Origin of the sequence: Kribbella sp. NPDC056951 (assembly GCF_042674205.1) — a bacterium.
Classification (GTDB): Bacteria; Actinomycetota; Actinomycetes; order Propionibacteriales; family Kribbellaceae; genus Kribbella; species Kribbella yunnanensis.
Window position 1 is genome coordinate 15,118 of record NZ_JBHUQZ010000009.1, and the last position, 24,931, is coordinate 40,048.

24 protein-coding genes are annotated in these 24,931 nt (G+C 68.1%); 18 read left to right on the forward strand and 6 right to left on the reverse strand.

Annotated elements, in window-relative coordinates; all coding sequences use genetic code 11:
- Positions 1 to 70 precede the first annotated feature (70 nt).
- The 4 genes from ACFTSF_RS29445 (at position 71) to ACFTSF_RS29460 (ending at position 3,320) form a co-directional block, all read left to right on the forward strand.
- Positions 71 to 577, forward strand: a complete 507-nt coding sequence (locus ACFTSF_RS29445) for a MarR family winged helix-turn-helix transcriptional regulator (RefSeq protein ID WP_380157375.1) — start codon at positions 71 to 73, stop codon at positions 575 to 577.
- Positions 577 to 2,124, forward strand: a complete 1,548-nt coding sequence (locus tag ACFTSF_RS29450) for an MFS transporter (RefSeq protein WP_380157377.1) — start codon at positions 577 to 579, stop codon at positions 2,122 to 2,124. The genes ACFTSF_RS29445 and ACFTSF_RS29450 overlap by 1 nt, the downstream gene beginning before the upstream one ends.
- A gap of 82 nt (positions 2,125 to 2,206) precedes the next feature.
- The gene (locus ACFTSF_RS29455) at positions 2,207 to 2,713 is read left to right on the forward strand and encodes an RNA polymerase sigma factor (RefSeq protein WP_380157379.1); all 507 of its coding nucleotides are present in this window, start codon (positions 2,207 to 2,209) and stop codon (positions 2,711 to 2,713) included.
- Positions 2,706 to 3,320, forward strand: coding sequence for a hypothetical protein (locus ACFTSF_RS29460; protein WP_344164426.1), 615 nt, complete (start codon positions 2,706 to 2,708; stop codon positions 3,318 to 3,320). Before ACFTSF_RS29455 ends, ACFTSF_RS29460 begins: the two co-directional genes overlap by 8 nt.
- A gap of 44 nt (positions 3,321 to 3,364) precedes the next feature.
- On the opposite strand, the gene ACFTSF_RS29465 is transcribed toward ACFTSF_RS29460, so the two are convergent.
- Positions 3,365 to 4,315 (reverse strand): GNAT family N-acetyltransferase, encoded by a 951-nt coding sequence (locus tag ACFTSF_RS29465; protein WP_380157381.1) that lies wholly within the window; start codon positions 4,313 to 4,315, stop codon positions 3,365 to 3,367.
- A 40-nt stretch (positions 4,316 to 4,355) separates the two neighbouring features.
- A complete protein-coding gene (gene dacB / locus ACFTSF_RS29470; RefSeq protein ID WP_380157383.1) occupies positions 4,356 to 5,933 on the reverse strand; it encodes a D-alanyl-D-alanine carboxypeptidase/D-alanyl-D-alanine-endopeptidase in 1,578 nt (525 codons plus the stop codon).
- Between the two features lie 129 nt (positions 5,934 to 6,062).
- On the opposite strand from dacB, the gene ACFTSF_RS29475 reads away from it, so the two are divergent.
- The 4 genes from ACFTSF_RS29475 to ACFTSF_RS29490 all read left to right on the forward strand — a co-directional run bounded on the left by ACFTSF_RS29475 (position 6,063) and on the right by ACFTSF_RS29490 (position 11,007).
- Entirely contained in the window at positions 6,063 to 7,376 is a 1,314-nt protein-coding gene (locus tag ACFTSF_RS29475) for a family 43 glycosylhydrolase (RefSeq protein ID WP_380157385.1), read from the forward strand.
- Positions 7,377 to 7,534: 158 nt separating this feature from the next.
- Complete coding sequence (locus tag ACFTSF_RS29480; protein WP_380157387.1) at positions 7,535 to 9,649, forward strand: alkaline phosphatase family protein; 2,115 nt, start codon at positions 7,535 to 7,537, stop codon at positions 9,647 to 9,649.
- A gap of 3 nt (positions 9,650 to 9,652) precedes the next feature.
- Positions 9,653 to 10,417: an MBL fold metallo-hydrolase gene (locus ACFTSF_RS29485; RefSeq protein WP_380157389.1), complete on the forward strand. Its 765-nt coding sequence runs from the start codon at positions 9,653 to 9,655 to the stop codon at positions 10,415 to 10,417.
- Entirely contained in the window at positions 10,414 to 11,007 is a 594-nt protein-coding gene (locus tag ACFTSF_RS29490) for a DedA family protein (RefSeq protein ID WP_380157390.1), read from the forward strand. The genes ACFTSF_RS29485 and ACFTSF_RS29490 overlap by 4 nt, the downstream gene beginning before the upstream one ends.
- Here ACFTSF_RS29490 and ACFTSF_RS29495 read toward each other — a convergent pair.
- Entirely contained in the window at positions 10,993 to 11,634 is a 642-nt protein-coding gene (locus ACFTSF_RS29495; protein WP_380157392.1) for a TIGR03085 family metal-binding protein, read from the reverse strand. The genes ACFTSF_RS29490 and ACFTSF_RS29495 overlap by 15 nt on opposite strands.
- Before the next feature lie 100 nt (positions 11,635 to 11,734).
- On the opposite strand from ACFTSF_RS29495, the gene ACFTSF_RS29500 reads away from it, so the two are divergent.
- Together ACFTSF_RS29500 and ACFTSF_RS29505 are read left to right on the forward strand one after the other, a co-directional pair.
- Positions 11,735 to 13,579, forward strand: a complete 1,845-nt coding sequence (locus tag ACFTSF_RS29500) for an ABC transporter ATP-binding protein (protein WP_380157394.1) — start codon at positions 11,735 to 11,737, stop codon at positions 13,577 to 13,579.
- Positions 13,576 to 15,372 (forward strand): ABC transporter ATP-binding protein, encoded by a 1,797-nt coding sequence (locus ACFTSF_RS29505; protein WP_380157396.1) that lies wholly within the window; start codon positions 13,576 to 13,578, stop codon positions 15,370 to 15,372. The genes ACFTSF_RS29500 and ACFTSF_RS29505 overlap by 4 nt, the downstream gene beginning before the upstream one ends.
- A 102-nt stretch (positions 15,373 to 15,474) precedes the next feature.
- Here ACFTSF_RS29505 and ACFTSF_RS29510 read toward each other — a convergent pair whose 3' ends face one another.
- Both ACFTSF_RS29510 and ACFTSF_RS29515 read right to left on the reverse strand, forming a co-directional pair.
- A complete protein-coding gene (locus tag ACFTSF_RS29510; RefSeq protein WP_344164455.1) occupies positions 15,475 to 15,795 on the reverse strand; it encodes a Fe-S cluster assembly protein HesB in 321 nt (106 codons plus the stop codon).
- 237 nt (positions 15,796 to 16,032) lie between these two features.
- Positions 16,033 to 17,013: a hypothetical protein gene (locus ACFTSF_RS29515; RefSeq protein WP_380157398.1), complete on the reverse strand. Its 981-nt coding sequence runs from the start codon at positions 17,011 to 17,013 to the stop codon at positions 16,033 to 16,035.
- A 307-nt stretch (positions 17,014 to 17,320) separates the two neighbouring features.
- On the opposite strand from ACFTSF_RS29515, the gene ACFTSF_RS29520 reads away from it, so the two are divergent.
- Entirely contained in the window at positions 17,321 to 18,187 is an 867-nt protein-coding gene (locus ACFTSF_RS29520) for a GNAT family N-acetyltransferase (RefSeq protein WP_380157400.1), read from the forward strand.
- On the opposite strand, the gene ACFTSF_RS29525 is transcribed toward ACFTSF_RS29520, so the two are convergent.
- On the reverse strand, positions 18,184 to 19,266 hold the full coding sequence (locus ACFTSF_RS29525; RefSeq protein ID WP_380157402.1) for a dipeptidase: 1,083 nt from the start codon (positions 19,264 to 19,266) through the stop codon (positions 18,184 to 18,186). The genes ACFTSF_RS29520 and ACFTSF_RS29525 overlap by 4 nt on opposite strands.
- Positions 19,267 to 19,325: 59 nt before the next feature.
- On the opposite strand from ACFTSF_RS29525, the gene hisI reads away from it, so the two are divergent.
- The 7 genes from hisI (at position 19,326) to trpA (ending at position 24,931) form a co-directional block, all read left to right on the forward strand.
- Positions 19,326 to 19,655 carry a phosphoribosyl-AMP cyclohydrolase gene (hisI, locus tag ACFTSF_RS29530; protein ID WP_344165765.1) on the forward strand — a complete coding sequence of 110 codons (330 nt, stop codon included), beginning with the start codon at positions 19,326 to 19,328 and terminating at the stop codon, positions 19,653 to 19,655.
- The gene (locus tag ACFTSF_RS29535; protein ID WP_380157404.1) at positions 19,652 to 21,142 is read left to right on the forward strand and encodes an anthranilate synthase component I; all 1,491 of its coding nucleotides are present in this window, start codon (positions 19,652 to 19,654) and stop codon (positions 21,140 to 21,142) included. The genes hisI and ACFTSF_RS29535 overlap by 4 nt, the downstream gene beginning before the upstream one ends.
- Positions 21,143 to 21,145: 3 nt before the next feature.
- Positions 21,146 to 21,691: a Trp biosynthesis-associated membrane protein gene (locus ACFTSF_RS29540; RefSeq protein ID WP_380157406.1), complete on the forward strand. Its 546-nt coding sequence runs from the start codon at positions 21,146 to 21,148 to the stop codon at positions 21,689 to 21,691.
- 56 nt (positions 21,692 to 21,747) lie between these two features.
- Entirely contained in the window at positions 21,748 to 22,002 is a 255-nt protein-coding gene (locus tag ACFTSF_RS29545; protein WP_344165756.1) for an HGxxPAAW family protein, read from the forward strand.
- A gap of 14 nt (positions 22,003 to 22,016) precedes the next feature.
- The gene (gene trpC / locus ACFTSF_RS29550) at positions 22,017 to 22,823 is read left to right on the forward strand and encodes an indole-3-glycerol phosphate synthase TrpC (RefSeq protein ID WP_344165752.1); all 807 of its coding nucleotides are present in this window, start codon (positions 22,017 to 22,019) and stop codon (positions 22,821 to 22,823) included.
- A 76-nt stretch (positions 22,824 to 22,899) separates the two neighbouring features.
- Positions 22,900 to 24,111: a tryptophan synthase subunit beta gene (trpB, locus tag ACFTSF_RS29555; protein ID WP_380157409.1), complete on the forward strand. Its 1,212-nt coding sequence runs from the start codon at positions 22,900 to 22,902 to the stop codon at positions 24,109 to 24,111.
- The gene (trpA, locus tag ACFTSF_RS29560; RefSeq protein ID WP_380157411.1) at positions 24,104 to 24,931 is read left to right on the forward strand and encodes a tryptophan synthase subunit alpha; all 828 of its coding nucleotides are present in this window, start codon (positions 24,104 to 24,106) and stop codon (positions 24,929 to 24,931) included. The genes trpB and trpA overlap by 8 nt, the downstream gene beginning before the upstream one ends.

Sequence of the window (24,931 nt, forward strand, 5' to 3'; positions counted from 1 at the left end):
TGGGTAGCCGAAGCCCAGCATTCCGCGCATATGGTTGCAGAAACCAACTAATCGTGTATATAGTTGAGTTATGCAACTAGCTCAGCATCCCCTCGTCCCGGGGGAAGAGCGGGACGCGTCGGCCCAGGAGCTGCTCGAAGGGGTCAGCTCGCTGATCCGGGCCGTGCGCTGTATCGAACACAAGCACCTGATGCCGGAGAACGGCCTGCGCCGGTCCGACGCCAGTGTGCTGAAGGTCCTGATGCGTGACGGTGAGCAGCGTGGCGGGGAGATCGCCGCGAAGCTCGGCGTCGACGCGTCGGTCGTGAGCCGCCAGCTGACCACCCTCGAGGCCGACGGACTGGTGAGCCGTCGGCCCGACCCGGTCGATGCGCGGGTCGGACTGATCCGGGTGTCGGACGACGGCAAGGCCCGGCTGGAGGCCCTGTACTCCGCCTACACCAAGCAACTGCGCTCCGCCTTGGCGGACTTCGACGATGACGCGCTCAGCGACGCGGCCAATGTGCTGCAGCGGCTCGCGCGCGCGGTCACTGAGGCCGCCGATTCCGTGAGGCGTTCGAACACAACGGGAGACTGATGACTGTCCTTGAGACTCGGCGCGAACTGCCCACTGCGCCGGAACTCACGCACCGCGAGATCCTCGAAATCCTGATCGGCCTGCTGGCCGCGCTGTTCACGGCGATGCTCAGCTCGACCATCGTCAGCAACGCGCTGCCGACGATCATCGCCGACCTCCAGGGTTCCCAGACGCAGTACACGTGGGTGCTGACCGCGAGCCTGCTGGCCACCACCGTGTCCACCCCGATCTGGGGCAAGCTCGCCGATCTGATGAGCAAGAAGCTGCTGGTGCAGCTGGCGATCTCGCTCTTCGTGGTCGGGTCCGCGCTGGCCGGTACGGCGCACAATGTGCCGTTCCTGATCGGTGCCCGGGTACTGCAGGGTCTCGCGATGGGCGGCCTGATGGCGCTCGCCCAGGCGATCATCGGAGCCGCGATCCCACCCCGGAACCGCGGTCGGTACTCCGGCTACATGGGCGCTGTGATGGCGGTGGCGACGGTGTCCGGCCCGCTCATCGGCGGCGTCATCGTCGACACCTCGTGGCTCGGCTGGCGCTGGTGTTTCTACGTCTGCGTCCCGCTCGCCGTGGTCAGCCTGTTCATCCTGCAGAAGTACCTGCACCTCCCGCTGATCAAGCGCAAGGTCAAGGTCGACTACCTCGGCGCGATCCTGATCAGCATCGCGGCCAGCCTCCCGCTGCTGTGGGTCACCTTCGCCGGCCACGACTTCCCCTGGATGTCCTGGCAGTCCGCGCTCTTCGTCGGTGGCACGGTCGTCTTCGGAGCCCTCGCCGTACTGGTCGAGAGTCGCGTCTCCGAGCCACTCGTCCCGCTGAAGGTCGTCCGCGAGCGGACCACCGCGCTGGCGATCGTGGCCAGCCTCGCGGTCGGCGTCGCGATGTTCGGCAGCGCCCTGTTCCTCGGTCAGTACTTCCAGATCGCCCGCGGCTACAGCCCGACCGAGGCTGGTCTGCTCACCATCCCGATGATGCTCGGTTCGTTCATCGGCTCGGTCGGGTCCGGCCAGATGATCACCCGCTTCGGCAAGTGGAAGCGGTACCTGATCGGCGGCGGCATCCTGCTGGTGATCGGCTTGGTCATCCTCGGCACGATCGACCACCAGACGCCGTACTGGTACGTCGGCCTCGGGATGCTGTCGATGGGCATCGGCATGGGCATGATGATGCAGAACCTCGTGCTCGCCGTGCAGAACACTGTGGACGTTTCGCAGATCGGCGCGTCCAGTGCGACCGTCTCGTTCTTCCGCAGCCTCGGCGGTGCGGTCGGCGTCGCGGCCCTCGGCGCCGTACTGGCGGCTCGCGTCAAGGACTTGATCCTGGCCGGCCTGCCCGCGAGCGCTCGTGGGCAAGCGTCCGGAAGCGGGCAGAGCCTGCTCGACGTCAATCACCTCCCGCCGCAGTTGGCTGAGCTCGTGCGGCACGCGTACGGCGACGCCACCGGCCGCATCTTCCTGATCGCCGCCGCCTGTGCGGCTGTCAGCCTGATCGCCGTCCTGTTCATCAAAGAGGTTCCGCTGCGGACCACAGTCGCGAAGGCCGACGACTAGCGATCCGAGAAACCTGCGGATTTGATGGAACCTGGTGGTGGCGTGGTGCGTGTTACCACCAGGAGCGCAGGGAGGAGTGTCGGTGGATCGGGATCAGGTGCCGGATGTGGCCGTGCTGTATCGGCGAAGTTGGCCGCGGCTGATCGGCGTACTGGTGTCCATCGGTGGCTCGCGCGCTGATGCCGAAGAGGTGGCGCAGGACGCTTACGTGAAGCTGCTGAGCCGCTGGGAGTCGATCAGCAAGTACGAGGATCCGGAGGCCTGGGTTCGGTCGGTGGCGGTGCGGACCTTGATCAGCCGGCTGCGGCGCCAGCAGGTGGCGGCCAAGGCGCTGACGAGGCTGACCGGCCGCCGTACCGAGGTGGTCGCACCGCCGGATGGTGAGTCGCTGGATGTGGCGGCCGCGCTGGGCGCGTTACCCCCTGCGCAGCGGGCGGTCGTCGTACTGCATCACGTGATGGATCTGCCGCTGGACCAGATTTCCGAGGAGTTGCAGGTGCCGGTGGGCACGGTGAAGTCCCGGCTGGCCCGGGCACGGCAGGCGCTGCAGCCGCTGCTGGAGGTCAAGGAGGTGCCTGAGAATGCATGAGTTGCTGAATCGCTACGTCGATGAGCAGACGCCCGAGGAGGCGCCGCCGTTCGAGTACGTCGAGCGTGCCGCCCGCGGGCGGAAGAACCGCAACCGGGTGACGGTGGCGATGGTGACCGCGCTCTTCGTGGCCGGTGGGGCCACGTTCGCGGTGGTCGACCGGCCGCGGGCCGATCAGGAGCCGGCCGGGCCGGAGACGGTGATCACCGTTCCGCCGACCGAAGGGCTGCTGGACGACGGTCCGCCGCCGTCGGAGTTCCGGTACGGCCGGACGAGCATGCTGCTGGCCGGTGAGGCCCGGATCATCTCGGTCAGGTCCGATCCGGAGCGGCCGACGTTCCTGACGGTCGAAGTACCGCCGGACCTGACCTCGTCGTACATCTGCCTACCCAACATGGTGGTGCGGATCCTGGAGCAGGACGACAAGTCCATCCGCCTCGCCGCGTACCGCTACCGGCTGGCGGCGGACCAGCCCGAGCACCAGAAGTGCACTCCGCTGCGGCTCACGAGCCGAGGCAACCAGGAGGTCGACATCGACCTGCGCCAGCCGCTGGGCATCCGGACCGTGTACGCCGGTGCTGCCGGGAAGCGCGTCCTCCAGTACTGACGGCTAGCCGGGGCGGACCGCGACTGCCCCGGCCGGCCGTCCCCTCAGACGTCCACTGTGAGCCGCATCGAGTCGATGACGAGTGACTCCGTCATACCGACCGAGAGGTACAGCCCCAGGGCCGGTGTCGGGTTGTTGGTGTCGACGTGCAGCAGCGTGCCGGAGCGCCCGGCCGCGGCGTCCAGGGCGAACTGGTCGCGGAGCAGGTACTTGGCCAGGCCCTTGCCGCGGGCCTCGTCGAGCACGGCCAGTCGGCCGATGTAGCCGCAGTTCTCGTCCTCGGCGAAGTTGTTGGTGTATTCGCGCATCGCGACGGCCTTACCGTCGATCTCGAGCAGCGTCATCTCCGACCAGTCGAAGGTCGACTGAGCCTCGTGCGATGCCTGCCACTCCTCGAACGGGCGCACCACGAATCCGTACTGCCCGGCGAACGCCTCGGCCGCCACGCGGTGGGCTTCCCGCTGCGACTCCTCGTCCGGAGTGCCACGACGCACGAAGACTCCGGCAGGTGGCTCAGGCGCCGGCACGGGCGGCTGGTGGGTGATGAGCATCCGGTAGAACGTCGTACCGTGGACGAAGCCGTAGGCATCGAGGCGCTCGCGGCGGGTCGTGTCGAGGCGGTAGACGCCGGTGTCGAGCTGGAACGACCTGTGACCGTGCGCAGCGGCCATTTCGCGGCCGCGCTGGGTGATCTGGGCCAGCAGGTAGGCCTCGACGACCGGGTCGCTGGTCACGGCATCGATATCGAGCACGTGCGACGTGCCCTTGCCGAAGACCGAGCCGTAGCCGACCAGGCGGTCGCCGTCGAAGACCAGCCAGCCGTCGGTCTCCGGCTCGAACCCGGGTTCGGTGAGCTCGTCGACGGCGTCGTCGAGGGTGTAGTCGGGGAAACCGACCACAGCCTGGGTGTAGTCGCGGACCAGCTCGAAGACGGCCTTGGCGTCGTCCTTGGTCGGCGGTCGCACGGTGAAGGTGTCTGGCAGTACGGCGCTCATGTCCACAGCGTGGAGAACGAGCGCCGTACTGTCGACTGGTTTAACAGGCGGCCTTGACCCACTCCGACTCACAGACCGGCTGGGTGCTGCGGCGGTTCTCCGGCGCGACGGCCGCGGCCGGGGGAGCCTGGTCGGACCAGGAGGCGAGCAGCACGCCCACGGCGTCTTCCACCGGGCGCGGCGTGGTCAGGTAGTTGTTGCTGATCATCGAGAAGACCAGCTTGCGGCCGTCCTTGGTGGTCACGTAGCCGGACAGTGCGGTCGCACCGGTCAGTGAGCCGGTCTTGCCATGCAGGTTGTTGGCGGCCGGAGTGTTGCGCATTCGGGCACTCAATGTGCCCCCGGTGAACCGGTCCGGGTTGCCCGCGATGGGCAATGCGGCGTACCACTGCGCGAACCACGGCTCCTGCTGTACGGCGAGCAGCAGCGTGGTGATCGCGTTCGAGGTCAGGTTGACCTTGCGGGCCAGCCCCGAGCCGTCGTTGATTCGGATGGTGCTGGTGTCGACGCCCTTGGACTTGGCGTAGTCGGTGACGACGGCCAGACCGGCCGGCCAGGTGCCCTGTCCCTTGACGGCCGCACCCATGGCCTTGACCAGGTGCTCGGCGTGCATGTTGTTCGAGAGCTTCATGAACGGCGTCATCAGCTCGCCGACGGTCATCGACTCGTCCTTGGCCAGCACAGTGGCACCAGCCGGCGTCGTGGCGCCCTTGGTGCGGCCGAAGACCTTGATGCCCTCGGCGGCGAGTGCCCGGCGGAACACGTCGGCGGCGTACAGCTGCGGCTCCCAGACAGTCACCCACTTGGTGGACTTGGCGGCGCCGAGCGGGAACGAGCCGCTGACGCGGACCGTGTTGGTGCCGTGCTCACGCTCGACGACCAGAGTGCTGGCCGAGCCGGTCGCACCGGTGGTGGCGGTGCTGACGATCTTCAGTACGCCGTTGGCCGGGACCAGGTTCAGCTTCACCGGGTCACCGGCTGCGGCTCCAGGCGTGGTCTCGACGATCGCCGTACCGGAGTCGTAGTCGGTGTTCGGCGCCAGCGTCAGTGCGGAGATCTGGGCGGAGTAGTACGACGACTCGTCGTCGCCGGCCCAGCCGTCACCGAGCCGGACATGGTCGAAGTAGGAGTCGTCGGCGACCAGGTTGCCGATGACGCGCTCGACGCCGGCTGTCTTGAGCTGCTTGGCCAGAGCGACATAGTCCGACTGCAGAGTGGTCGGGTCGCCGTACCCCTTGAGGTACAGGTCGCCGTGGAGCTTGCCGTCCTTGACCGGGGAGGTCGCCAGCACGTCGGTGTGGAACTTGTATGCCGGGCCGAGCACGCCCAGCGCAGCGGCGGACGTGAACAGCTTGGTGTTCGACGCAGGCGTCAGGCGGTTGCCGCCGTTGCGGTTGTAGAGGGTGTCACCGGTGGTGGCGTCGCGGACCACCAGATCGACCTGTGAGCCGGTGAAGGCGCTGTTGGTCAGCAGCTTGTCCAGCTGGGTCTGCAGCGGCGTCTCGTCAGCCGAGGCGCTCGACCCCACCGACTGCGAAACCACTGCACTCGCTGCTACGGCGAGTACGGCGGCAGCTGCGATCAGCTTGCGCCTTGAAACCCACGATGAATAGCTCACTCGATACTCCTTTGGCAGGCAGACTTCGGCTGTGGCGGCCCAGCGGTGATTCTCTATCACCGCGGGGTCTCGCGCCGCAGGTGAATCGATGTAAAACTGCAGATCCCCGCCCCACTCCAAGGAGTGCTGATGCTTCGACGACTACTCGCGGCCACTGTCACCGTCGCCGCGGTCGGTTTCTCTGCTGTCCAGGCCGCCCCGACGCAGGCCGTCGTACCGCAGGCCGCCGGTGCGGTGTTCCCGTCCGAGATCGTGAAGCAGGACTTTCCCGATCCGGATGTGTTCCAGCAGGACGGCACCTGGTACGCCTACTCGACGAACACCGAGTGGCACGTCCCGGTGGCGACCGCTGCCAGCGCCGAGGGACCGTGGACCACTCGCGGTGAGGCGATGCCCGGTGGCCCGTCGGCCGCGTGGGCCAAGCCCGGCCGCACCTGGGCGCCGGACGTACACCCGAACTCCGACGGCACCTACACGCTCACCTACACCGCCTGGCACGAGCAGTCCGACAAGCAGTGCATCGGAGTGGCGACCGCCACCGCGCCGCTTGGCCCGTTCACCCCGGTCGGTACCGAACCACTGATCTGCCCGCTCGACCTCGGCGGTGCCATCGACGCCAACACCTTCGTGGATCGCGACGGAACGCGCTACCTGGTCTGGAAGAACGACGGCAACGCGATCGGCAAGCCGTCGACGCTGTGGCTGACCAAGACGACCGACAACGGCACGAAGCTGGTCGGAGCCGACAAGGCGTTGCTGAGCTCGAACGGCATCGCCGAGGCGCCGGACATCGTCCAGCGCGACAGCCGGTACCTGCTGTTCTTCTCCACCAACGGCTACAACGACTGCAACTACCAGACCACCTATGCGACAGCGACCAGCCTGACCGGCCCGTGGACCATCCAGCAGCGGCCGCTGCTGACCACGCAGAGCTTTGACGGCAACGTCTGCGGCCCGGGTGGCGCCGACGTTGTCGGTGACAAGGTGTTCATGCACGGCTGGGTGAACGGCTCACGACACCTGTACGTCGGGGATGTCGGCTGGGCGAACGATTGGCCGGTGGTCCGGGGCAGCCGGGTCCGGACCGAAGCCGAGAGCGGTCAGCTGAACCACTGCGTGCTGCGGGAGAATTCCGCGGGCGCATCGGGTGGCAAGGCGGTCGGCTACATCGACTTCGCCGACTCCTGGGTCGAGAACCGGGTCTTCGCGCCGGTCGCCGGCGGCTACACACTGCACGTCGGGTACGCGAACGGCTCGCAGGGCACTGCCAGCCACACGCTGTCGATCAACGGGACCAGCCAGGGCTCGGTCAGCTATCCGTTCACCGGCTGGAACCAGTGGCGGCAGTCCTCGGTCCCGGTGACGCTGCGAGCCGGCTGGAACACGGTCCGGCTCGGCAAGGGCACGCTCTACACCGAGGTGGACTACCTCGAACTGCAGTAGCCGTCCAGTTGCCGGGTCAGGGACCTACCGGGGGCGACCCCGGCCCTGACCCGGGAACAGCCCGTCGATGCGTGGCGCGGTGACACCACACCGGACCTCTGCTCGTACGCTCGGTACAGCACCACAGCTGACGGGCGGACGGGGAGTACGGGCAAGAGATGGCGAAACCACCGGAACAGGTCTCCCGCGATCGGCGTGGGCGCAAGCCGATCTGGCTGGACTGGCGGCGTACCGGTCGCGGTCTGCAGGCGATGCTGGTCGGCGGGATGCTGTCCCTGATCTCCCTGATCATCACGTTCTGGACGCTGCCCCAGATCAGCAGCGACGGCCGGATGCCGATCCTGCGGCTGGTGGTGCTGCTGGCGGTCTTCAGCGTGCTGATGCGCTGGGTGCTGGCCGGAGTCGCGGTTCTGATCGGCTCGATCGGCGTACTGGTCGGGGGACTGCTGTCCCAGTTCGGAGTGGTCTACCTCGGCATCACCGTCGACCCAGGAGTCAACCTGCACGGTGGCCCCGAGGCGGTGCTGGTGGTGTCGATCGTGATGTCGTCGGTCAGCGCCTTCGTCGGCTGGATCGCGTACGCCGGGAGTGACGACGCGTATGTCGCCGAGGTGATGCGCGTGGTCCACCGCCGGGCCCGCAAGCTCACCGCGGCACCCAAGACCGGGATGCTGATCATCCAGGTCGACGGTCTGTCCGCACCGCTGCTCAACTGGATGGTGATGTCCGGCAACCTGCCGCATCTGGGTGGCTGGATCCGCGATGGCAAGCACTCGATGGTGGAGTGGCACACCGGCGTACCGGCGACGACCCCGGCCAGCCAGGCCGGCATCCTGCACGGCGGCTCGGGCCAGATCCCCGCGTTCCGGTGGTACGAGAAGGAGACCGGCCGGGTGATGGTGACGAACCGCGGCCGGGATGCGGCTGAGATCGAGGCCCGGATGTCGACTGGTCGCGGACTGCTCGCGGACGGCGGCGTCAGCATCAGCAACAACTGGTCCGGGGACGCCGAACGCTGCGAGCTGGTCTTCAGCCGGGCCGCGCTGCCGAACAGCCGAAGCCGCGGGTACGTCCGGTTCTTCTCCAGTCCCCAGGGTGCTGCCCGTGGACTGGTGCTGTGTATGGCCGAGATGGTGAAGGAGCTGTTCCAGGCTCGCCGGCAGAAGCGACGCAACCTGGTGCCGCGGGTGAACCGCGGTGGCAGCTACATCTTCCTGCGGGCGATCACCAACGTGCTGCTGCGCGATCTGAACGTTTCGCTGATCACCGACGAGCTGGTGAAGGGCACACCGGTCGTCTACTGCGATTTCGTCGACTACGACGAGGTGGCCCACCACGCTGGCCCGACCCGGCCGGAGTCCCTGCAGACGCTGGAGGGACTCGACCGAGTGCTCGGTGCGCTGCAGCGGATCATCGACATCCTGCCGCACTCGTACGAGATCGTGGTGCTGTCCGACCACGGCCAGAGCCAGGGTGCGACATTCCTGCAGCGCTACGGCCGGACGCTGACCGAGGTGGTTGACGAACTGGTCGACACGACCAGTGAGCCGGTCGCTGCCGTTGGGAAGTCCGAGGGCTGGGGTCCGGTGAACGCGTTCCTGACCGAGCTGTCACTGCGCCGCAGTGTGGCTGGTTCGGTGACCCGGAAGGCACTGCACGCGAAGGCTGCGCGTGGCGAGGTGGAGCTCGGTCCGAAGGACTGCGAACCGGCGGTCGGTGCGGACGAGCAGATGCTGGTCACGGCCTCCGGCAACCTGGCGCTGATCTACCTGGCGACCACGCCGGGCCGGGTGCCGCTGGAGGAGATCGAGCTGCTCCACCCGAAGTTGATTCCGGGGCTGGCAACGCACCCGGGCGTCGGGTTCGTCGTGGTCGACTCGTTGGCCGAGGGACCGGTCGCGATCGGCCGGGCGGGCGTGCGAGTGCTCAAGACCGGGCGGATCGAGGGTGAGGACCCACTGGCGCAGTACGGGCCGTTCGCACCCGCGTCGATCCTGCGACAGGCAGAGCTGCCGCACAACGGTGACGTCGTCGTGGTCAGCCGAGTCGACGAGTACACGCACGAGGTGGCTGCGTTCGAGGAGCTGGTGGGTTGCCATGGCGGGATCGGCGGCTGGCAGACCGAGGCAGTGCTGGTGCACCCGACCCGCTGGGAGCTGAAGGAGCCTCCCGTAGGCTCCGATGCGGTCCACGCGCTGCTGATCAGCTGGCTCGAGAAGCTCGGGCAGCGCAAGGACGTCCAGGAGCCGGTCGAGACGAAGGTAGAGGCCTGAAGCGTGCGGATCACCTGGTGGGGGCATGCGACCACCACCATCGAGGCGGACGGCACCCGGCTACTGACCGACCCGGTACTGACCTCACGCATCGCTCACCTCCGTCGCCGCCGTGGACCCGCACCGACGCCGGAGGCCGGTCACTGCGACGCAGTGCTCGTTTCACATATGCACGCTGACCACCTGCACCTCACCTCGCTGCCACTGGTCGCTCGGGACGCAGCACTCGTCGTACCGCGGGGTGCGGCTCGGCTGATCCACCATGACTACGGTGCGGCCTTCTCGGATCGCTGTATCGAGGTGGCGCCCGGCCATCAGATCAGGATCGGTTCACTCGACATCACCGTGATCACCGCGCACCATGACGGCCGACGACTGCCGTGGTCGTCGTACAAGGGGCCTGCGGTTGGCTACCGCGTCGACAGCGCCCCGAGCGTCTGGTTCGCCGGGGACACCGACCTGTACGACGATCTGGCCGCCGAGGCGGGTCCTGTCGATGTAGCGCTGGTCCCGGTCGGCGGATGGGGACCGAATCTCGGCCCTGGGCACTTGAACCCCGCGCGGGCCGCTGAGGCTGTTCAGCGAGTTGGCGCGAGTGTGGCGGTTCCGGTGCATTTCGGGACGTTCTGGCCGATCGGGTTCGACCGGGTGCGGCCTGAGATGTTCCTGGCGCCGGGGGACCAGTTCCGGGCCGCCATGGCTCAGCTGGATCCTGCTGTGCAGGTGAATCTGTTGGAACCAGGAGAGTCGACCGAGGTGGCCGGATGACAGGTGACGCGAACTTCGACCTCTGGTACCTGTTTGCCCTCGCCGGTGCCGTGCTGATCGGCGCCGTGCTGCCGGTGCTGCCGACTGGCGCTGCGGTCTCGGCGGGCGCCGTACTGGCGTCACACAGCACTCCGATCGGTCTGCTCGGAGTGCTCATCGCCGGTGCCGCAGGTGCCTATGTCGGCGACCTGATCGTGTACGCCGGGTGCCGGTTCGGTGGTGAGAAGCTCGCGAAGCGAGTCGGGTGGTTGCGCGACAACGAGCGCCTGGACGCACTCCGGGACCGCCTGTCCGAGCACGAGATCGGCGTACTGCTGACCTCGCGGCTCATCCCTGGTGGACGCGTGCCGGTGCTGCTGGCAGCCGGACTGGCCGGCTACCGCTGGGAGCGGTTCGCACTGGTCGACCTGGCCGCGTCGTCGCTGTGGGCCGCGGTCTACATGGCCATCGGGCTACTCGGCTACGCGCTGTTCCCCGAGCCGTGGCAAGGCGTCGTGGCCGCGATCGTGCTGGTGGTGCTGGTCACCGTGGTCAGCAGCCTGATCCAGAAGGCGCGCCGCAAGCGCGGCACCGCCTCAGAAGCCGAATGACGTGGTCTTCAGCTCGTCGATGAGCGCTGCGTCACCCTCGAGCTGAACGTCGGCGACCTGCTGCCGCCCGAAGCAGAACAGCACCAGCTCGACGGGCTCACCGATGACGGTCACCGACCGGCCGTTGCTGGGCGGCTTCGCGACCGTCGAGCGGCCGTCGGGGAGCTGCAGCACGAGGCCGGTGGACGCCTTGCGGGCCATCGCGCGACCGCCCACCTTGAGGCCCTTCCACAGCCCCGCCTGCTGCTCGGCCGGCAGCGTGCGCACGGTGAACGACGGCTGCGCGCGGCGGACGTCCTCGTGGTGCACCAGGTACTCGGTGGTGTTCAGCTGGTGCCCGATCAGCGGCAGCCCGTAGATCGAGGCGCGCGGCGGCCCGTTGCGGACCTTGTCGACCACTCCGGTGAACCCGTACTTCGCCTTCGCCCGCTCCATCCGCTTCTCGGTGGTGTCGGCGAACGCGGAGATCATGATCCCCGGCCCGGCCATCGGGTCGGTCTCCCGGACGTACAGGTGCACAGCCAGGTCGTACGTCGTCCAGCCGTCACACAGCGTCGGCTGGTCCGGTCCTAGCGCGTCGAAGAGGTCACACAGTGCAAGTCGCTCTACCCGGCTGTAGTCGGTCACATATCTGATCGTAGTTGTCGGTGGGGAATGGCAGAATGTCAATCGTTGTCATGATTGTGACTGCAGTTCGCACCTGACTGTCCTGGAGTGTCTCTTGCCCGTGCCGAAAGTCCCAGACAAGGGGAGCGCAACCCGGCGTGGGTTCGCGGTCCTGCGGGTGGCCATCTGGGAGGAGCCGTGGGTCTTCGCGCTCTCGGTGGCGTTCAGCATGCTGTACGGCGCGATGACGGTGGCCGACGGCTGGGCGCTGGGCTGGGCCACCGACCACGTGATCCGGCCGGCCCTCGAGCGCGGTGACACCACCTTCGGTGCACTGGCCGCGCTCGTCTCGCTCTTCCTCGGAATCGCCATCCTGCGTGCCATCGGCGTGGTCGGCCGACGCGTCGGTGCCGGCGTGATGCAGTTCCGGCTGCAGGCGACGTACCGGCGCCGGGTCACCCGGCAGTACCAGAAGCTGCCGCTGGAGTGGCACCACAAGCACCCGACCGGTCAGCTGCTGTCCAACGCGAACGCGGATGTCGAGTCGATCTGGTTCGTGATCGCACCGCTGCCGATGGCGATCGGTGTGCTCGCGATGCTGGCCTTCGCGACCGTGGCGATGTTCATGGCCGATGTCTGGCTCGCACTGGTCGGCTGTCTGGTCTTCCCGCTGGTCTTCGTCGCCAACGTGATCTTCCAGCGAGTCCTGCAACCACTGGCGACGCGGGCGCAGCAGCTGCGAGCAGATGTCTCCGAGGTCGCGCACGAGTCATTCGACGGCGCACTGGTGGTCAAGACGCTCGGCCGCGAGGCTGCGGAGACCGAGCGCTTCCGGACTCCGACGTACGCGCTGCGGGACGCGAACATCGCGGTGAACAAGGCCCGCGGCATGTTCGACCCCGTGATCGACGCACTGCCCCGCATCGGCGTGCTGATCGTGCTGCTGGTCGGCGTCGGCCGGGTGCGCTCGGGCGCGGCGGATGCGGGCGACGTCGTACAGGTGGCGTTCCTGTTCACGCTGATCGGTTTCCCGATCCGGGCGCTGGGCTGGGTGCTGGGTGAGCTGCCGCGGTCCGTGGTCGGTTGGGACCGGGTGCGGCGCGTGCTGACCGCCGAGGGTGGCATGGAGTACGGCGAGGACCGGCTGACGTCGAAGACCGCGGCCCGGCTGGATGTGACCGGACTGCGGTTCGGGTACCTGCCGGATCGCGACGTACTGAGCGGGATGGAGTTCACCGTCGAGCCCGGCCGGACTGTCGCGGTGGTGGGACCGACCGGCGCGGGGAAGTCGACGATGACCACGCTGCTGACCAGACTGGTCGATCCCGAAGAGGGCTCGGTCAAGGTCGACGGCACGGACCTGCGTGGGTTGGCCCAGGGTGAGCTGGCGGACTCCGTGGCGCTGGTGGCGCAGACGGCGTTCCTGTTCGACGACAGCATCCGCGGCAACATCACGCTGGGCGGTGAATACACCGACGAGGACATCTGGGACGCCTTGCGGATCGCGCAGGGCGACGGATTCGTGAAGGCGCTGCCGAACGGGCTGGACACCAAGGTCGGTGAGCGCGGGACGACCCTGTCCGGTGGGCAGCGACAGCGCATCGCACTGGCCAGAGCGCTGGTACGGCGGCCGCGCCTGCTGATCCTGGATGACGCGACCAGTGCGGTGGACCCGCAGGTCGAGGCGCGGATTCTGGCCGGACTGCGGTCCGTGGTGCAGGAGGACGCCAGCGCTGCGACGACTGTCCTGGTGATCGCGTACCGGAAGGCGACCATCTCACTCGCCGACGAGGTGCTGTTCCTCGACGAGGGCCGTATCGCGGCGCAGGGCACGCACACCGAGCTGCAGGAGACATCGGCGGCGTACAGGGACCTGGTGGACGCCTACGAGAAGGACGCCGAGCGCCGGCAGGAAGAAGCCGAGCTGGACGAAGAGCTTGATGATCTGGACGGAGTGAAGGCATGAGCGCGGCTGAAGCGACTCGGATGGATCATGGCGATGACGCTGGTGGTCTGGAGACGCTGCGGCAGGGTCTGCGCATCTCACCCGAGCTGGTCCAGGGCTGGTGGGTCACTGCGCTGCTGGCGCTGACCATGACCGCCGGGCGGATCGTCATCCCGATCGCTGTCCAGCAGACCATCGACAAGGGCCTGTCCGGTCCAGGTGGGCCGGACAGGTCGTTCGTGGCGTGGATGGTCGCCGTCTGTGCTGTCGGGATCGTGGTGACCGCCGGAGCGTCGTACCTGACGACTGTGCGGCTCGCAGTCAACTCAGAGCGCGGACTGTCGACCATGCGGATCAAGGCGTTCCGGCACGTGCACGATCTGCCGGTGCTGACGCAGAGCACTGAGCGACGCGGCGCACTGGTCAGCCGGGTCACGTCGGACGTGGACACCGTGTCGCAGTTCCTGCAGTTCGGTGGGTTCATCTTCCTGGTCAGCCTCGGGCAGATGCTGCTGGCGACCGTGGTGATGTTCGTCTACTCGTGGCAGCTCGCTCTGGTGGTGCTGGTCTGCTTCATCCCGCTCTTCGCCAGCCTGCGCGCACTGCAGAAGCGGATGTCCGCCGCGTACGGCGTGGTCCGGGCCAAGGTCGGCGAGATGCTGTCCGCGGTTGCCGAGCCGGTCGTCGGTGCCCAGGTGGTGCGCGCGTACGCGATCGAGCAACGGACGCAGGCCCGGATCGACGCGACAGTCGACGACTACCGCCGTACGGCGACCAGTGCGCAGACGCTGACCGGGATCACCTTCTCGATCGGCGGTCTGGCGGCCGGTCTGGCGAACGCTGGAGTCCTGACGGCGGGTGTGTTGCTCGGAGTGGACGGTCAGGCGACGCTGGGCGAGATTCTCGCGTTCATGTTCCTGGTCGCGTTGTTCTCCGACCCGGTGCAGATCGCCACCCAGGTGCTGACCGATGCGCAGAGCGCCTTCGCCGGCTGGCGGCGAGTGCTCGGTGTCATCAACACTCCGGCCGATGTGGTCGACCCGGGCGAGGACGGGGTGAAGCAAGCGCGCGGACCGATCACGGTCGAGTTCGCGGACGTGGACTTCGCCTACCCCGAAGGCGAGCTGGTACTGCGTGATGTCGACGTCCGGCTGGAGCCGCATCGGCGGGTCGCGGTCGTGGGGGAGACCGGATCCGGCAAGACGACGTTCGCGAAGCTGCTCACGCGGTTGATGGACCCGACGTCGGGTGCCGTGCGGCTCGATGGGGTGGATGCGCGCGAGATCTCGTTCGAGTCGCTGCGGGAGCGGGTCGTGATGGTGCCGCAGGACGGCTACCTGTTCGACGCGTCCCTGGCCGAGAACGTGCGGTTCGGCCGGCCCGAGGTGACGGATGCGGAGTTGCTGGCCGCTTTCGAGTCACTCGGCCTCACCGACTGGCTGGAGTCGCTGCCCGACGGGCTGGAGTCCGCGGTCGGCCAGCGTGGTGAGTCCCTGTCCGCCGGTGAGCGTCAGCTGGTCGCACTGGTCCGGGCGAACATCGCCGACCCCGACCTGCTCGTCCTGGACGAGGCGACCTCCGCGGTCGACCCCGGTACCGAGGTCCGGGTCAATGCGGCGCTGGAGCGGCTGATGAGCGGCCGTACGTCGGTCACCATCGCGCACCGCCTGTCCACGGCTGAAGCGGCTGACGAGGTGCTGGTGTTCGACAACGGTGAGGTTGTCGAGCGCGGACCGCACGCAGAGCTCGTCACTGCAGGCGGTGTCTACTCACGTCTGCACGAGAGCTGGATAGCTCAGCGGAGTGCCCTCTAGACACCCCAGGGCGCGGCCGGTTCCTGGGAGGTCGAACCAGCCGCGCCCGGATCAGGTACCCCGCGACACCACAGTCAGGTTGGTGTCCCGTCGTACCTGGGCTCAGGGAGTCGGAGCAGCCCCGTTCTCCCGGCCGGCACCAGGCTGCGGTACCAGCAGGAACTCGACGCCGCCCTTGTCGTCGACGGCTGCGTCGAGGATCTTGTCATCCAGCGCGTTCGCGGCGTTCTGCTCGAGGAACACCCGTGCCCCGGCCTCTTCGACCACCTGGTCACCCGGGCGTGGCGCTTCCGTCGTCGTCACCGCCAGCGCCGGATCCGCCGGATTCTCCTGCGAGATCCGCACTCCGGCCCCCTCCGGCGCACCCTCGACCCCGGTGATGCTCTTGATCACCAAAGTCGCGTTCTCAGTCAGGGTAAGCACAACAGCTCCAACCTCTAGACATCACTGAACCCACCCCGTGCCCGACTGCCAGTACCCCAAACCCCCACTTTGGGCACCCACCACCCATTTCCCCCGACCCACGTGCCCAAAGATGGGTCGCCTTCTCTTTGTGCACGAGAGCCATCTTTGTGCACCCACCAGTCATTTTCTGGGGCTCTGCGTGGTTGGTGGGTTCTCAAAGATGAGTGGGGTGCACAAAGAGCAGCGGGCGTGTGGCTAGGCCGCGAGGTGGGTGTAGGTGGGGGCGACGCGCCAGATGGGGGGTGGGCCGGGGCGGGCGCGGCCGCGGTCGAACGCGGCGTGCAGGCGGGGGATGAAGTCCGATCGCGGGGCGACGGAGTCTTCCCAGCCGAAGTGGACGAGCTCGATCCCTCGATCACCGAGCACCTGGTCACGTCGATGGGCAAGACGGAGTAGCCGTCGGCGCTCCGCGGGGGTCGCAGCGTCGTACTTCGCGAGGCCGTCGACCTCGGCGGCGGTGCGGAACTCCGGCCACCACAGATCGACCCGCTCCAGCATCCATCGGAATCCGTCGAAGAACTGCACCTGAAGCTCCGGGGCCGGTAGTCCGCCGGCCGCACATCTCATTCGGGCGATCGACTCCAGGGGCGACTCCGCGCGCGCATCACCGAACATGATCGTCGCCCGCGCACGTCGTACACCGGGCCACTGCCCCTGGCGCTCGAGAACCGCGGTCAGCTCGGCCACCGTCGTACCGGCCCGCAGCGCGTCGTCGACGGTGACGATCGCCTCGCGGGCCGGTAACTCCCGGGCGAGATCCACCACGGTTCTGGCGGTTCTGGTGACCGGCAGCCAGCCGTGCTGCGAAAGGTCATCGGGGACGAGACCGGCCCGCCGTACGACGATGTCCGGGCGCCGCTGATTCCGCTTCGAGTCCGGCGGCCGGGTCAGCCAGGCGGCGTCGTACGGAGGTGCTGTGGTGCGTGCTCTGTCGACCCAGGTACTGAGACCCGCGAGTCGGGCAGCACTGAAGTGGCTCACGACCGAACCCGGATGCGCTGCCTGAGCACACGCGCTGATCGCGCGCTCCGCGGCGATGGTGCCGTCGAGGTAGTGCCCGTGGTGATGGTGGAGCTTTCCCTGCCGCACAAGCCTTCGCAGGTCGGAGTCACTCAGCCCCGTCCCCAACAGCACTTCCCGCCGCACCGGCCGCTGAACAATCTCAAGTCCCTCCATGCCCGCCACCTTCCACCACCTCCGACCCCACCGCCACCCAGATCCCCACACCTGTGGATAACTCCGCCTCACCCCAGCCCGCCCCCGCCCCCGCCCCGCCACCCAATCCGCTCAAAGGTGGGTCGCCTTCTCTTTGTGCACGTACCGCGTCTTTGTGCACCCACCAACCGTTTGGGAGGCGTTTCAATGGTCGGTGGGTTCTCAAGGATGCGGTTCGCGCACAAAGACACGGCGACCCACCTTTGGGGAGTGGGGGCGGAGGTGGGGGCGGTGTGGGGGTTTGGGGTGGATGGTGTGGGATCGGGGGATGGCAATTGAGATGGCTACACCGACTGTCGACGGGCTGCGTGACGTGGTGACCGCGCTGCGCGACTGGCAGGGCGAGGACACCCCGCGACAGCTGCATCCGGGGGACATCGGGTGGTACTGGCGGTTCGGGGCGGAGCAGACCGCGGCGGCGATTCGGACCTGGTCGCGGGACGGCGGGCTCGTCGCACTGGGGCTGCTGGACGAGGCTGATCTGGTGCGGATCGCGTTCGACCCGGCTCTGCTGCAGGACGCGGAGCTGGCCGAGCAGGTGGCTGCGGATGTCGCTGACCCGGCGCGCGGCGTACTGATCGAGGGGCAGGTGTTTGTTGAGTCACCGCCTGGTTCTGCGGTGAAGGACCTGCTGTCCGCGGCCGGGTGGCAGTTGGAGGACCCGTGGGTGCCGGTACGGCGAGACCTGAGTGAGCCGGTGCCGTTGCCGGAGCTGCGGGTGGATGTGATCGGTGCGGAGGAGGCGCATGAGCGCGTCACTGTGCAGCGGGAGTCGTTCGACGGGTCCACGTTCACCAATGAGCGCTGGTTCGCGATGGCGGACGGGATCCCGTACGCCGACGCGCGCTGCCTGGTCGGACGCAACCAGCTGGGGGAGTCGGTGGCAGCCGTCACGGTGTGGTCCGCCGGTGAAGGCAAGCCGGGGTACCTGGAGCCAATGGGGGTGCACCGGCTGCACCGCGGCCGGGGCTACGGCGAAGCGATCACTGTCGCCGCCGCGTACCACCTGCAGCAGATGGGCGCGTCGAGCGCCTACACGTGCACCCCTGCGTTCAACGTGGGTGCAGTGGCCACCTACGAGGCCGCCGGGTTCATCCGGCAGCCCGACCTGCGCGACCTGCGCCGGGACGCCTAGACCGCGACGTCGTCGGCAGCGCGCAGTACGCGAAGAATGTTGCCTCCGGCAAGCTTTGCGAGGTCCTGGTCGCTCCACTTCCGCTCGGCCAGGGCCTCGAACAACTTCGGGTACGACGAAACGTCCGGCAGGTCGACGGGCGTCTCGGGAACCCCGTCGTAGTCGCCGCCCAGCCCGACATGATCGATCCCGGCCACCTCGCGCACGTGCTCCACATGCTTGACCACATCGGCCAGCGAGGCCAACGGCTTCGGCTTGCCGTAGGCCTCGACGACCTGATCGTGCTGCGCGAGGTCGTTCTTGTCCAGCCCGAGCGAATCCGCAGTCTCGAGCGCACCGGCCACCCAGTCGACGTACTCCTGTGAAATGAAGTACGGCACGAAGGTGACCATGCAGACACCGTCGTTACCGGTCAGCGTCTCCAGTACGTCGTCCGGTGCGTTCCGCGGTACGTCGCAGACCGCCCGCGCCGACGAGTGGCTGAAGATCACCGGCGCACTCGTCACCCGGAGCGCATGCCGCATCGTGTCGGCCGACACGTGGGACAGGTCGACCAGCATGCCGATCCGGTTCATCTCCCGAACCACCTGCTCACCGAACTCGTTCAATCCACCCAGCACCGGCTTGTCAGTCGCGGAGTCCGCCCACGGAACGTTGTTGTTATGGGTGAGCGTCATGTACCGCACACCCAGCGTGCGCATGGTCCTCAGCACGCCGAGCGACTCTCCGATCGAGTACCCGCCCTCCATCCCCATCAGCGAAGCCACCCGCCCCGCCTTGATCGCCGCCTCCACCTCATCCGCAGTCACCGCCAACTCCAGCGCCTCCGGAAACCGCCGTACCAACTGGTGCACAAAATCCAGCTGCTCGAACGTCCGCCGTACCGCGTGCTCGTCCTGCGGCACCCACAACGACCAGAACTGCGCCCCCACATTCCCAGCCCGCAGCCGTGGCAGATCGGTATGCAACTGCGGCACCGACCCACCCAAGTCATGCGCATCCAGGTCGTACTGACACAACTCGTAGAACGCAATCGGCAGGTCGTTGTGGCCGTCGATCACCGGATGCGCAGTCGTCATGCGTCCCATCCTGTCAGGGTCTGGTCAAGAGTGTCCGTGGCATCGGTGACAATAGGTGAGTGAGTATCGACGAGCTGACCTTCGATGCGGCTGGGCTGATCCCGGCGGTGGTGCAGCAGCACGACACGCGTGAGGTCCTGATGGTGGGCTGGATGGACGCCGAGGCTGTGCGCCGGACGGCGGCGACCGGGCGGAGTACGTTCTGGTCGCGGAGCCGTCAGGAGTACTGGGTGAAGGGCGAGACCAGCGGTCATCGTCAGCACGTCAAGGAGATCCTCGTGGACTGTGACGCCGACACCCTGCTGGTGCTCGTCGACCAGGAAGGGCCGGCCTGTCACACCGGCACTCGGAGCTGCTTCGAGCACGGGACGATCGAGGTGACGGCATGAACACCCCGGATCTCGACACATTCCGCGACTACGCGAAGGATCGCCGGGTGATCCCGGTGACTCGTCGGCTGCTCGCTGACGCCGAGACGCCGATCGGGGTGTACGGCAAGCTTGCCGCCGAGCGTGAAGGCACCTTCCTGCTGGAGTCCGCGGAGAACGGTGGCGTCTGGTCGCGGTACTCGTTCATCGGGGTGCGGTCGGCTGCGACGCTGACTGAGCGGGACGGGCAGGCGGTGTGGACGGGTAACCCGCCGGTCGGCCTGCCGCCGACCGGTGATCCGCTCAAGGCGTTGCGCGAGACGCTCGAGATCCTGCACACGCCGCGGCTGCCGGATCTGCCGCCGCTGACCGGTGGCATGGTCGGCTTCCTCGGGTACGACGCTGTGCGCCGGCTGGAGAAGTTGCCGGATACAACGACTGACGACCTCGGGCTGCCCGAGCTGACGTTCCTGTTCGCGACCGACCTGGCGGCGCTCGACCACGAGACCGGTGAGATCTGGCTGATCGCGAATGCGATCAACTGGGACGACACCGACGAGCGGGTCGACGACGCGTACGCCGATGCGGTTCGCCGGCTGGACGCGATGGAGGCCGACCTCGCGCGGCCCACCCCGTCGTACGTCGTCCGTGCGGACCGTGGCGCCGAGCCGGACCCGCACCGGCAGCGCTCGAGCGTGGAGTACCGGGAGGCCGTCGAGACGGCCAAGGAGGAGATCCGGGCCGGCGAGGCGTTCCAGATCGTCGTCTCCCAGCGCTTCGAGCTGCAGACGACCGCGTCCGCACTCGACATCTACCGGGTGCTCCGTCGGTCCAACCCGAGCCCCTACATGTACCTGGTCCGCCTGGACGGTTTCGACATCGTCGGCTCCAGCCCTGAGGCGCTGGTGAAGGTCACCGACAACAAGGTGATCGTGCACCCGATCGCCGGCACCCGTCGTCGCGGTGCGACGCCGGAGGAGGACCACGCTCTCGAAGAGGAGTTGCGCGCCGACGCCAAGGAGCGCGCCGAGCACCTGATGCTGGTCGACCTCGGCCGCAACGACGTCGGCAAGGTCTGCGTGCCCGGCACGGTCGAGGTGATCGACTTCATGGACGTGCGCCGCTACAGCCACGTCATGCACCTGGAGTCGACCGTCACCGGCCAGCTCGCCGCCGGTAAGACCGCGTTCGACGCGCTCACCGCGACCTTCCCGGCCGGCACCTTGTCTGGCGCCCCGAAGCCGCGCGCGATGGAGATCATCGACAAGCTCGAGATGACCCGCCGCGGCGTGTACGGCGGTGTGGTCGGCTACCTCGACTTCGCCGGTGACGCGGACACCGCGATCGCTATCCGGACCGCCGTACTGCGTGGCTCGACGGCGTATGTGCAGGCCGGTGCCGGCATCGTGGCCGACTCCGACCCGGCATCCGAGGATGCGGAGTGCCGCACCAAGGCCGCAGCGGTTCTGAACGCGATCGCCGTCGCAGGAACGTTCACCGAGGTCTAGACGATGCGCCCACAGCGACTCGCGGATCTGCTCACCCTCGGCGCATTGGCTCTACTGGCTCTGTCTGCCTATCTGACGTGGGTGACGGCCGATCCGGGCTCTGGGCGGCCGGTGGTCGACTTCAACGGTTACAGCGTCACCAGAGCGCCTGTGACGCTGGCTCTGGCCGGGCTGGTCGCCGTCGTGGTCACCAAGCTCGCCGGTACGGCGCTCCGCCGCATCCTCGGCGTACTGATCGCAGTGCTGGGCGCAGCGGCGATCGGCGTCGGGCTGCAGGTGCGGCCGGGGACGACCGAGCTCAGCCGGCTGCGGCCCGAGCTCAGTCAGGTGGTCACCGACAACGTAGTGCTGAGCACCGGACCGGCTCCGTGGCTCGCGCTGGCCGGGGGAGTGGCACTGCTGCTCGCCGGTCTGGTCGCAGTCCTCACCGCACACCGCTGGAAACGCCCTACCGATCGGTATGAGCGGGCACCGGCCACCAGCAAGCAGCCGGACCAAGGGGCCGATCAATGGAAGGCGATCGACGCGGGACAGGACCCGACTCTCTGATCGCGGCGGGCAACCGCCACAATAGGACAGGACGACGACGAGGAGTGGCGGCAACCATGGACAATACGACTGCCGATCAAGCGGTGACCCGGGTGAGCGACGAGGCTCCCCACGACGCGCACGGCAACAGCACGGCAGCCTGGACCGCGGTGGCGATCATCCTGGTCGGGTTCACCGTCGGTGGCATCGCGATGGTGCTCGGACCGAACTGGCTGCTGTTCTGGATCTCGGTCGGGATCGTCGTGCTGGGCGCACTGGCCGGCAAGGTGCTGCAACTGCTGGGCTTCGGCGTCCCCGCCGACGACCACTGAAGGGCGGACAGACCATGACTGTGCTTGACGACATTCTCGCCGGGGTTCGCGAGGACCTCGCGGAGCGCCAGGCTCAAGTCAGCCTGGACGACCTCAAGCTGGAGGCGCAGCGCAAGCCCGACGCCAAGGACCCGATGCCGGTGTTCCGCGGCGACGGGATCGCGGTGATCGCCGAGGTGAAGCGGTCCAGCCCCTCCAAGGGCGAGCTGGCCGAGATCACCGACCCGGCCGCACTGTCCGGTGAGTACGAGGCCGGTGGCGCCTCGGCGATCTCGGTGCTGACCGAGCAGCGCCGGTTCAACGGCAGCCTGGACGACCTGCGCGCGGTGCGCGGCCGGGTCGACGTACCGGTGCTGTGCAAGGACTTCATCGTCTCCTCGTACCAGCTGTGGGAGGCGCGGGCGGCCGGTGCCGACATGGCGCTGCTGATCGTCGCCGCGCTCGAGCAGGAGGCGCTGGTCTCGCTGATCGAGCGGGCGCACTCGATCGGGCTCTGCCCGCTGGTCGAGGTGCACGACGAGGAGGAGACCCGGCGTGCGGTGGACGCCGGCGCTCAGCTGATCGGCGTGAACAACCGGAACCTGAAGACCCTCGAGGTCGACCGGTCCACGTTCGCCCGGATCGCGCCGACCATCCCGTCCAACCTGGTCCGGGTGGCGGAGTCCGGTGTCCGGGGTCCGCATGATGTAATCGAGTTCGCGCGCGCCGGGGCCGATGTCGTCCTCGTCGGTGAAACTCTGGTGACCGGCCGCGATCCTCGCGCCTCGGTCGCCGACCTCGTCGCCGCCGGATCGCACCCAGCCATCCAGCAGCGGCACTAGCCCTTCCCTGCCGGTCCAAACGGCGTGGGACAGCAACTCTCCCGCGCCTTGGGCCGGGATTGGAAGGTTTTGTCGGATGAGTACTGTGCTGCCCGACCAGCTCGGGCACTTCGGCCGTTTCGGCGGCCGGTTCATGCCGGAGGCGCTGATCGCGCCGCTCGACGAACTCACGCAGGCCTGGAAGAGCGCCATGGCCGACCCGGAGTTCACCGGTGAGTTCGACCGGATGCTGCGCGAGTGGGCCGGCGTCCCGAGTTTGCTGTACGACGCGACCCGGCTGTCCGACGTGGCCGGGGCGCGCATCCTGCTGAAGCGCGAGGACCTCAACCACACCGGTGCGCACAAGGTCCGCAACGCGCTCGGGCAGGCGTTGCTGACCAAGCGGATGGGCAAGCCGCGCGTGATCGCGGAGACCGGCGCCGGCCAGCACGGCGTCGCCACCGCGACCGCCTGCGCCTACCTGGACCTCGAGTGCGTGGTCTACATGGGCGAGGTCGACACCCAGCGCCAGGCGCTGAACGTGGCCCGGATGAAGCTGCTCGGCGCCGAGGTGATCCCGGTGACGAGCGGCAGCCGGACGCTGAAGGACGCGATCAACGAGGCACTGCGCGACTGGGTCGCCAGCGTCGACAAGACCCACTACCTGCTCGGTACGGCGGCCGGCGCGCACCCGTTCCCGGCGATGGTGCGCGACTTCGTCCGCGGTATCGGTGACGAGGCCCGCGCCCAGTCGCTCGAACTGCTCGGCAAGCTCCCCGACGCCGCGGTCGCCTCGGTCGGCGGCGGCTCGAACGCGATTGGTCTGTTCGCTGCGTTCATCCCCGATGCCGACGTGAAGCTGTACGGCATCGAGCCCGGCGGTGACGGGTTCGAGACCGGTCGGCACGCGGCCACGATCTCGGCCGGACAGGTCGGCGTACTGCATGGTGCGCGGTCGTTCCTGTTGCAGGACGAGGACGGTCAGACGATCGAGTCGCACTCGATCTCGGCCGGGCTGGACTATCCCGGTGTCGGTCCGGAGCACTCGTGGCTCGCGGAGACGAAGCGGGCGTCGTACCGGCCGGCCAGTGATGCGGACGCGATGGAGGCGTTCAAGCTGCTGTCGCGGACCGAGGGCATCATCCCGGCGATCGAGTCGGCGCACGCGGTTGCCGGTGCGCTGGAGATCGCCAAGGAGCTGGGCCCGGACGCCACCATCCTGGTGAACCTGTCCGGTCGTGGCGACAAGGACATGGATACTGCGAGCTCGTGGTTCGGGCTGATCGATGGGGAGACCGGCCATGAGTGAAATGGTTGCCCTGGGCAAGGCCGGCGCCGCGATCCGGAAGGCGAACGACGAGGGCCGCGCGGGCCTGGTCGGGTACCTTCCGGCGGGCTACCCGTCGTACGACGGTGGCGTGGATGCGATCAAGGCGCTGGTCGACGGTGGTGTCGACGTACTCGAGATCGGCCTGCCGTACAGCGACCCGGTGATGGACGGTCCCGCGATCCAGCGGGCCGCCGAAGCCGCGCTGGCCGGTGGATTCCGGGTCAAGGACCTGCTCCGCACGGTCGAGGCAGTCGCCGCGTACTCCGACGTACCGGTGCTCGTGATGACGTACTGGAACCCCATCGAGCGGTACGGCGTCGATCGCTGGGCCACGGACTTCGCCGGTGTCGGGGGAGCGGGGCTGATCACCCCCGACCTGATCCCGGAGGAGGCCGCGGAGTGGATCGCGGCCGCCGACAAGAACGAGCTGGACAAGGTGTTCCTGGTCTCGCCGTCGTCGACCGACGAGCGGATCCGGCTGACCACGGCCGCGTGCCGCGGGTTCGTCTACGCGACCGCGGTGATGGGAGTGACCGGCGTACGGGAAACCGCTTCGGATCTGGCCGCGCCGTTGGTGGCCCGGACCAAGGCGGCGACCGGGTTGCCGGTCGGGGTCGGGATCGGCGTCTCGAACGCGGAGCAGGCGGCGGCGATCGGTGCGTTCACCGATGCGGTCATCGTCGGGTCGGCGTTCGTGAAGCGGCTCCTCGACGGTGAAGGTCCGGCCGGTGTGCGATCCCTCACGGAGAGCCTGGCCGAGGGTGTTCGCCGGGAACCGTCAGCGGCGGCCGGACGTTGA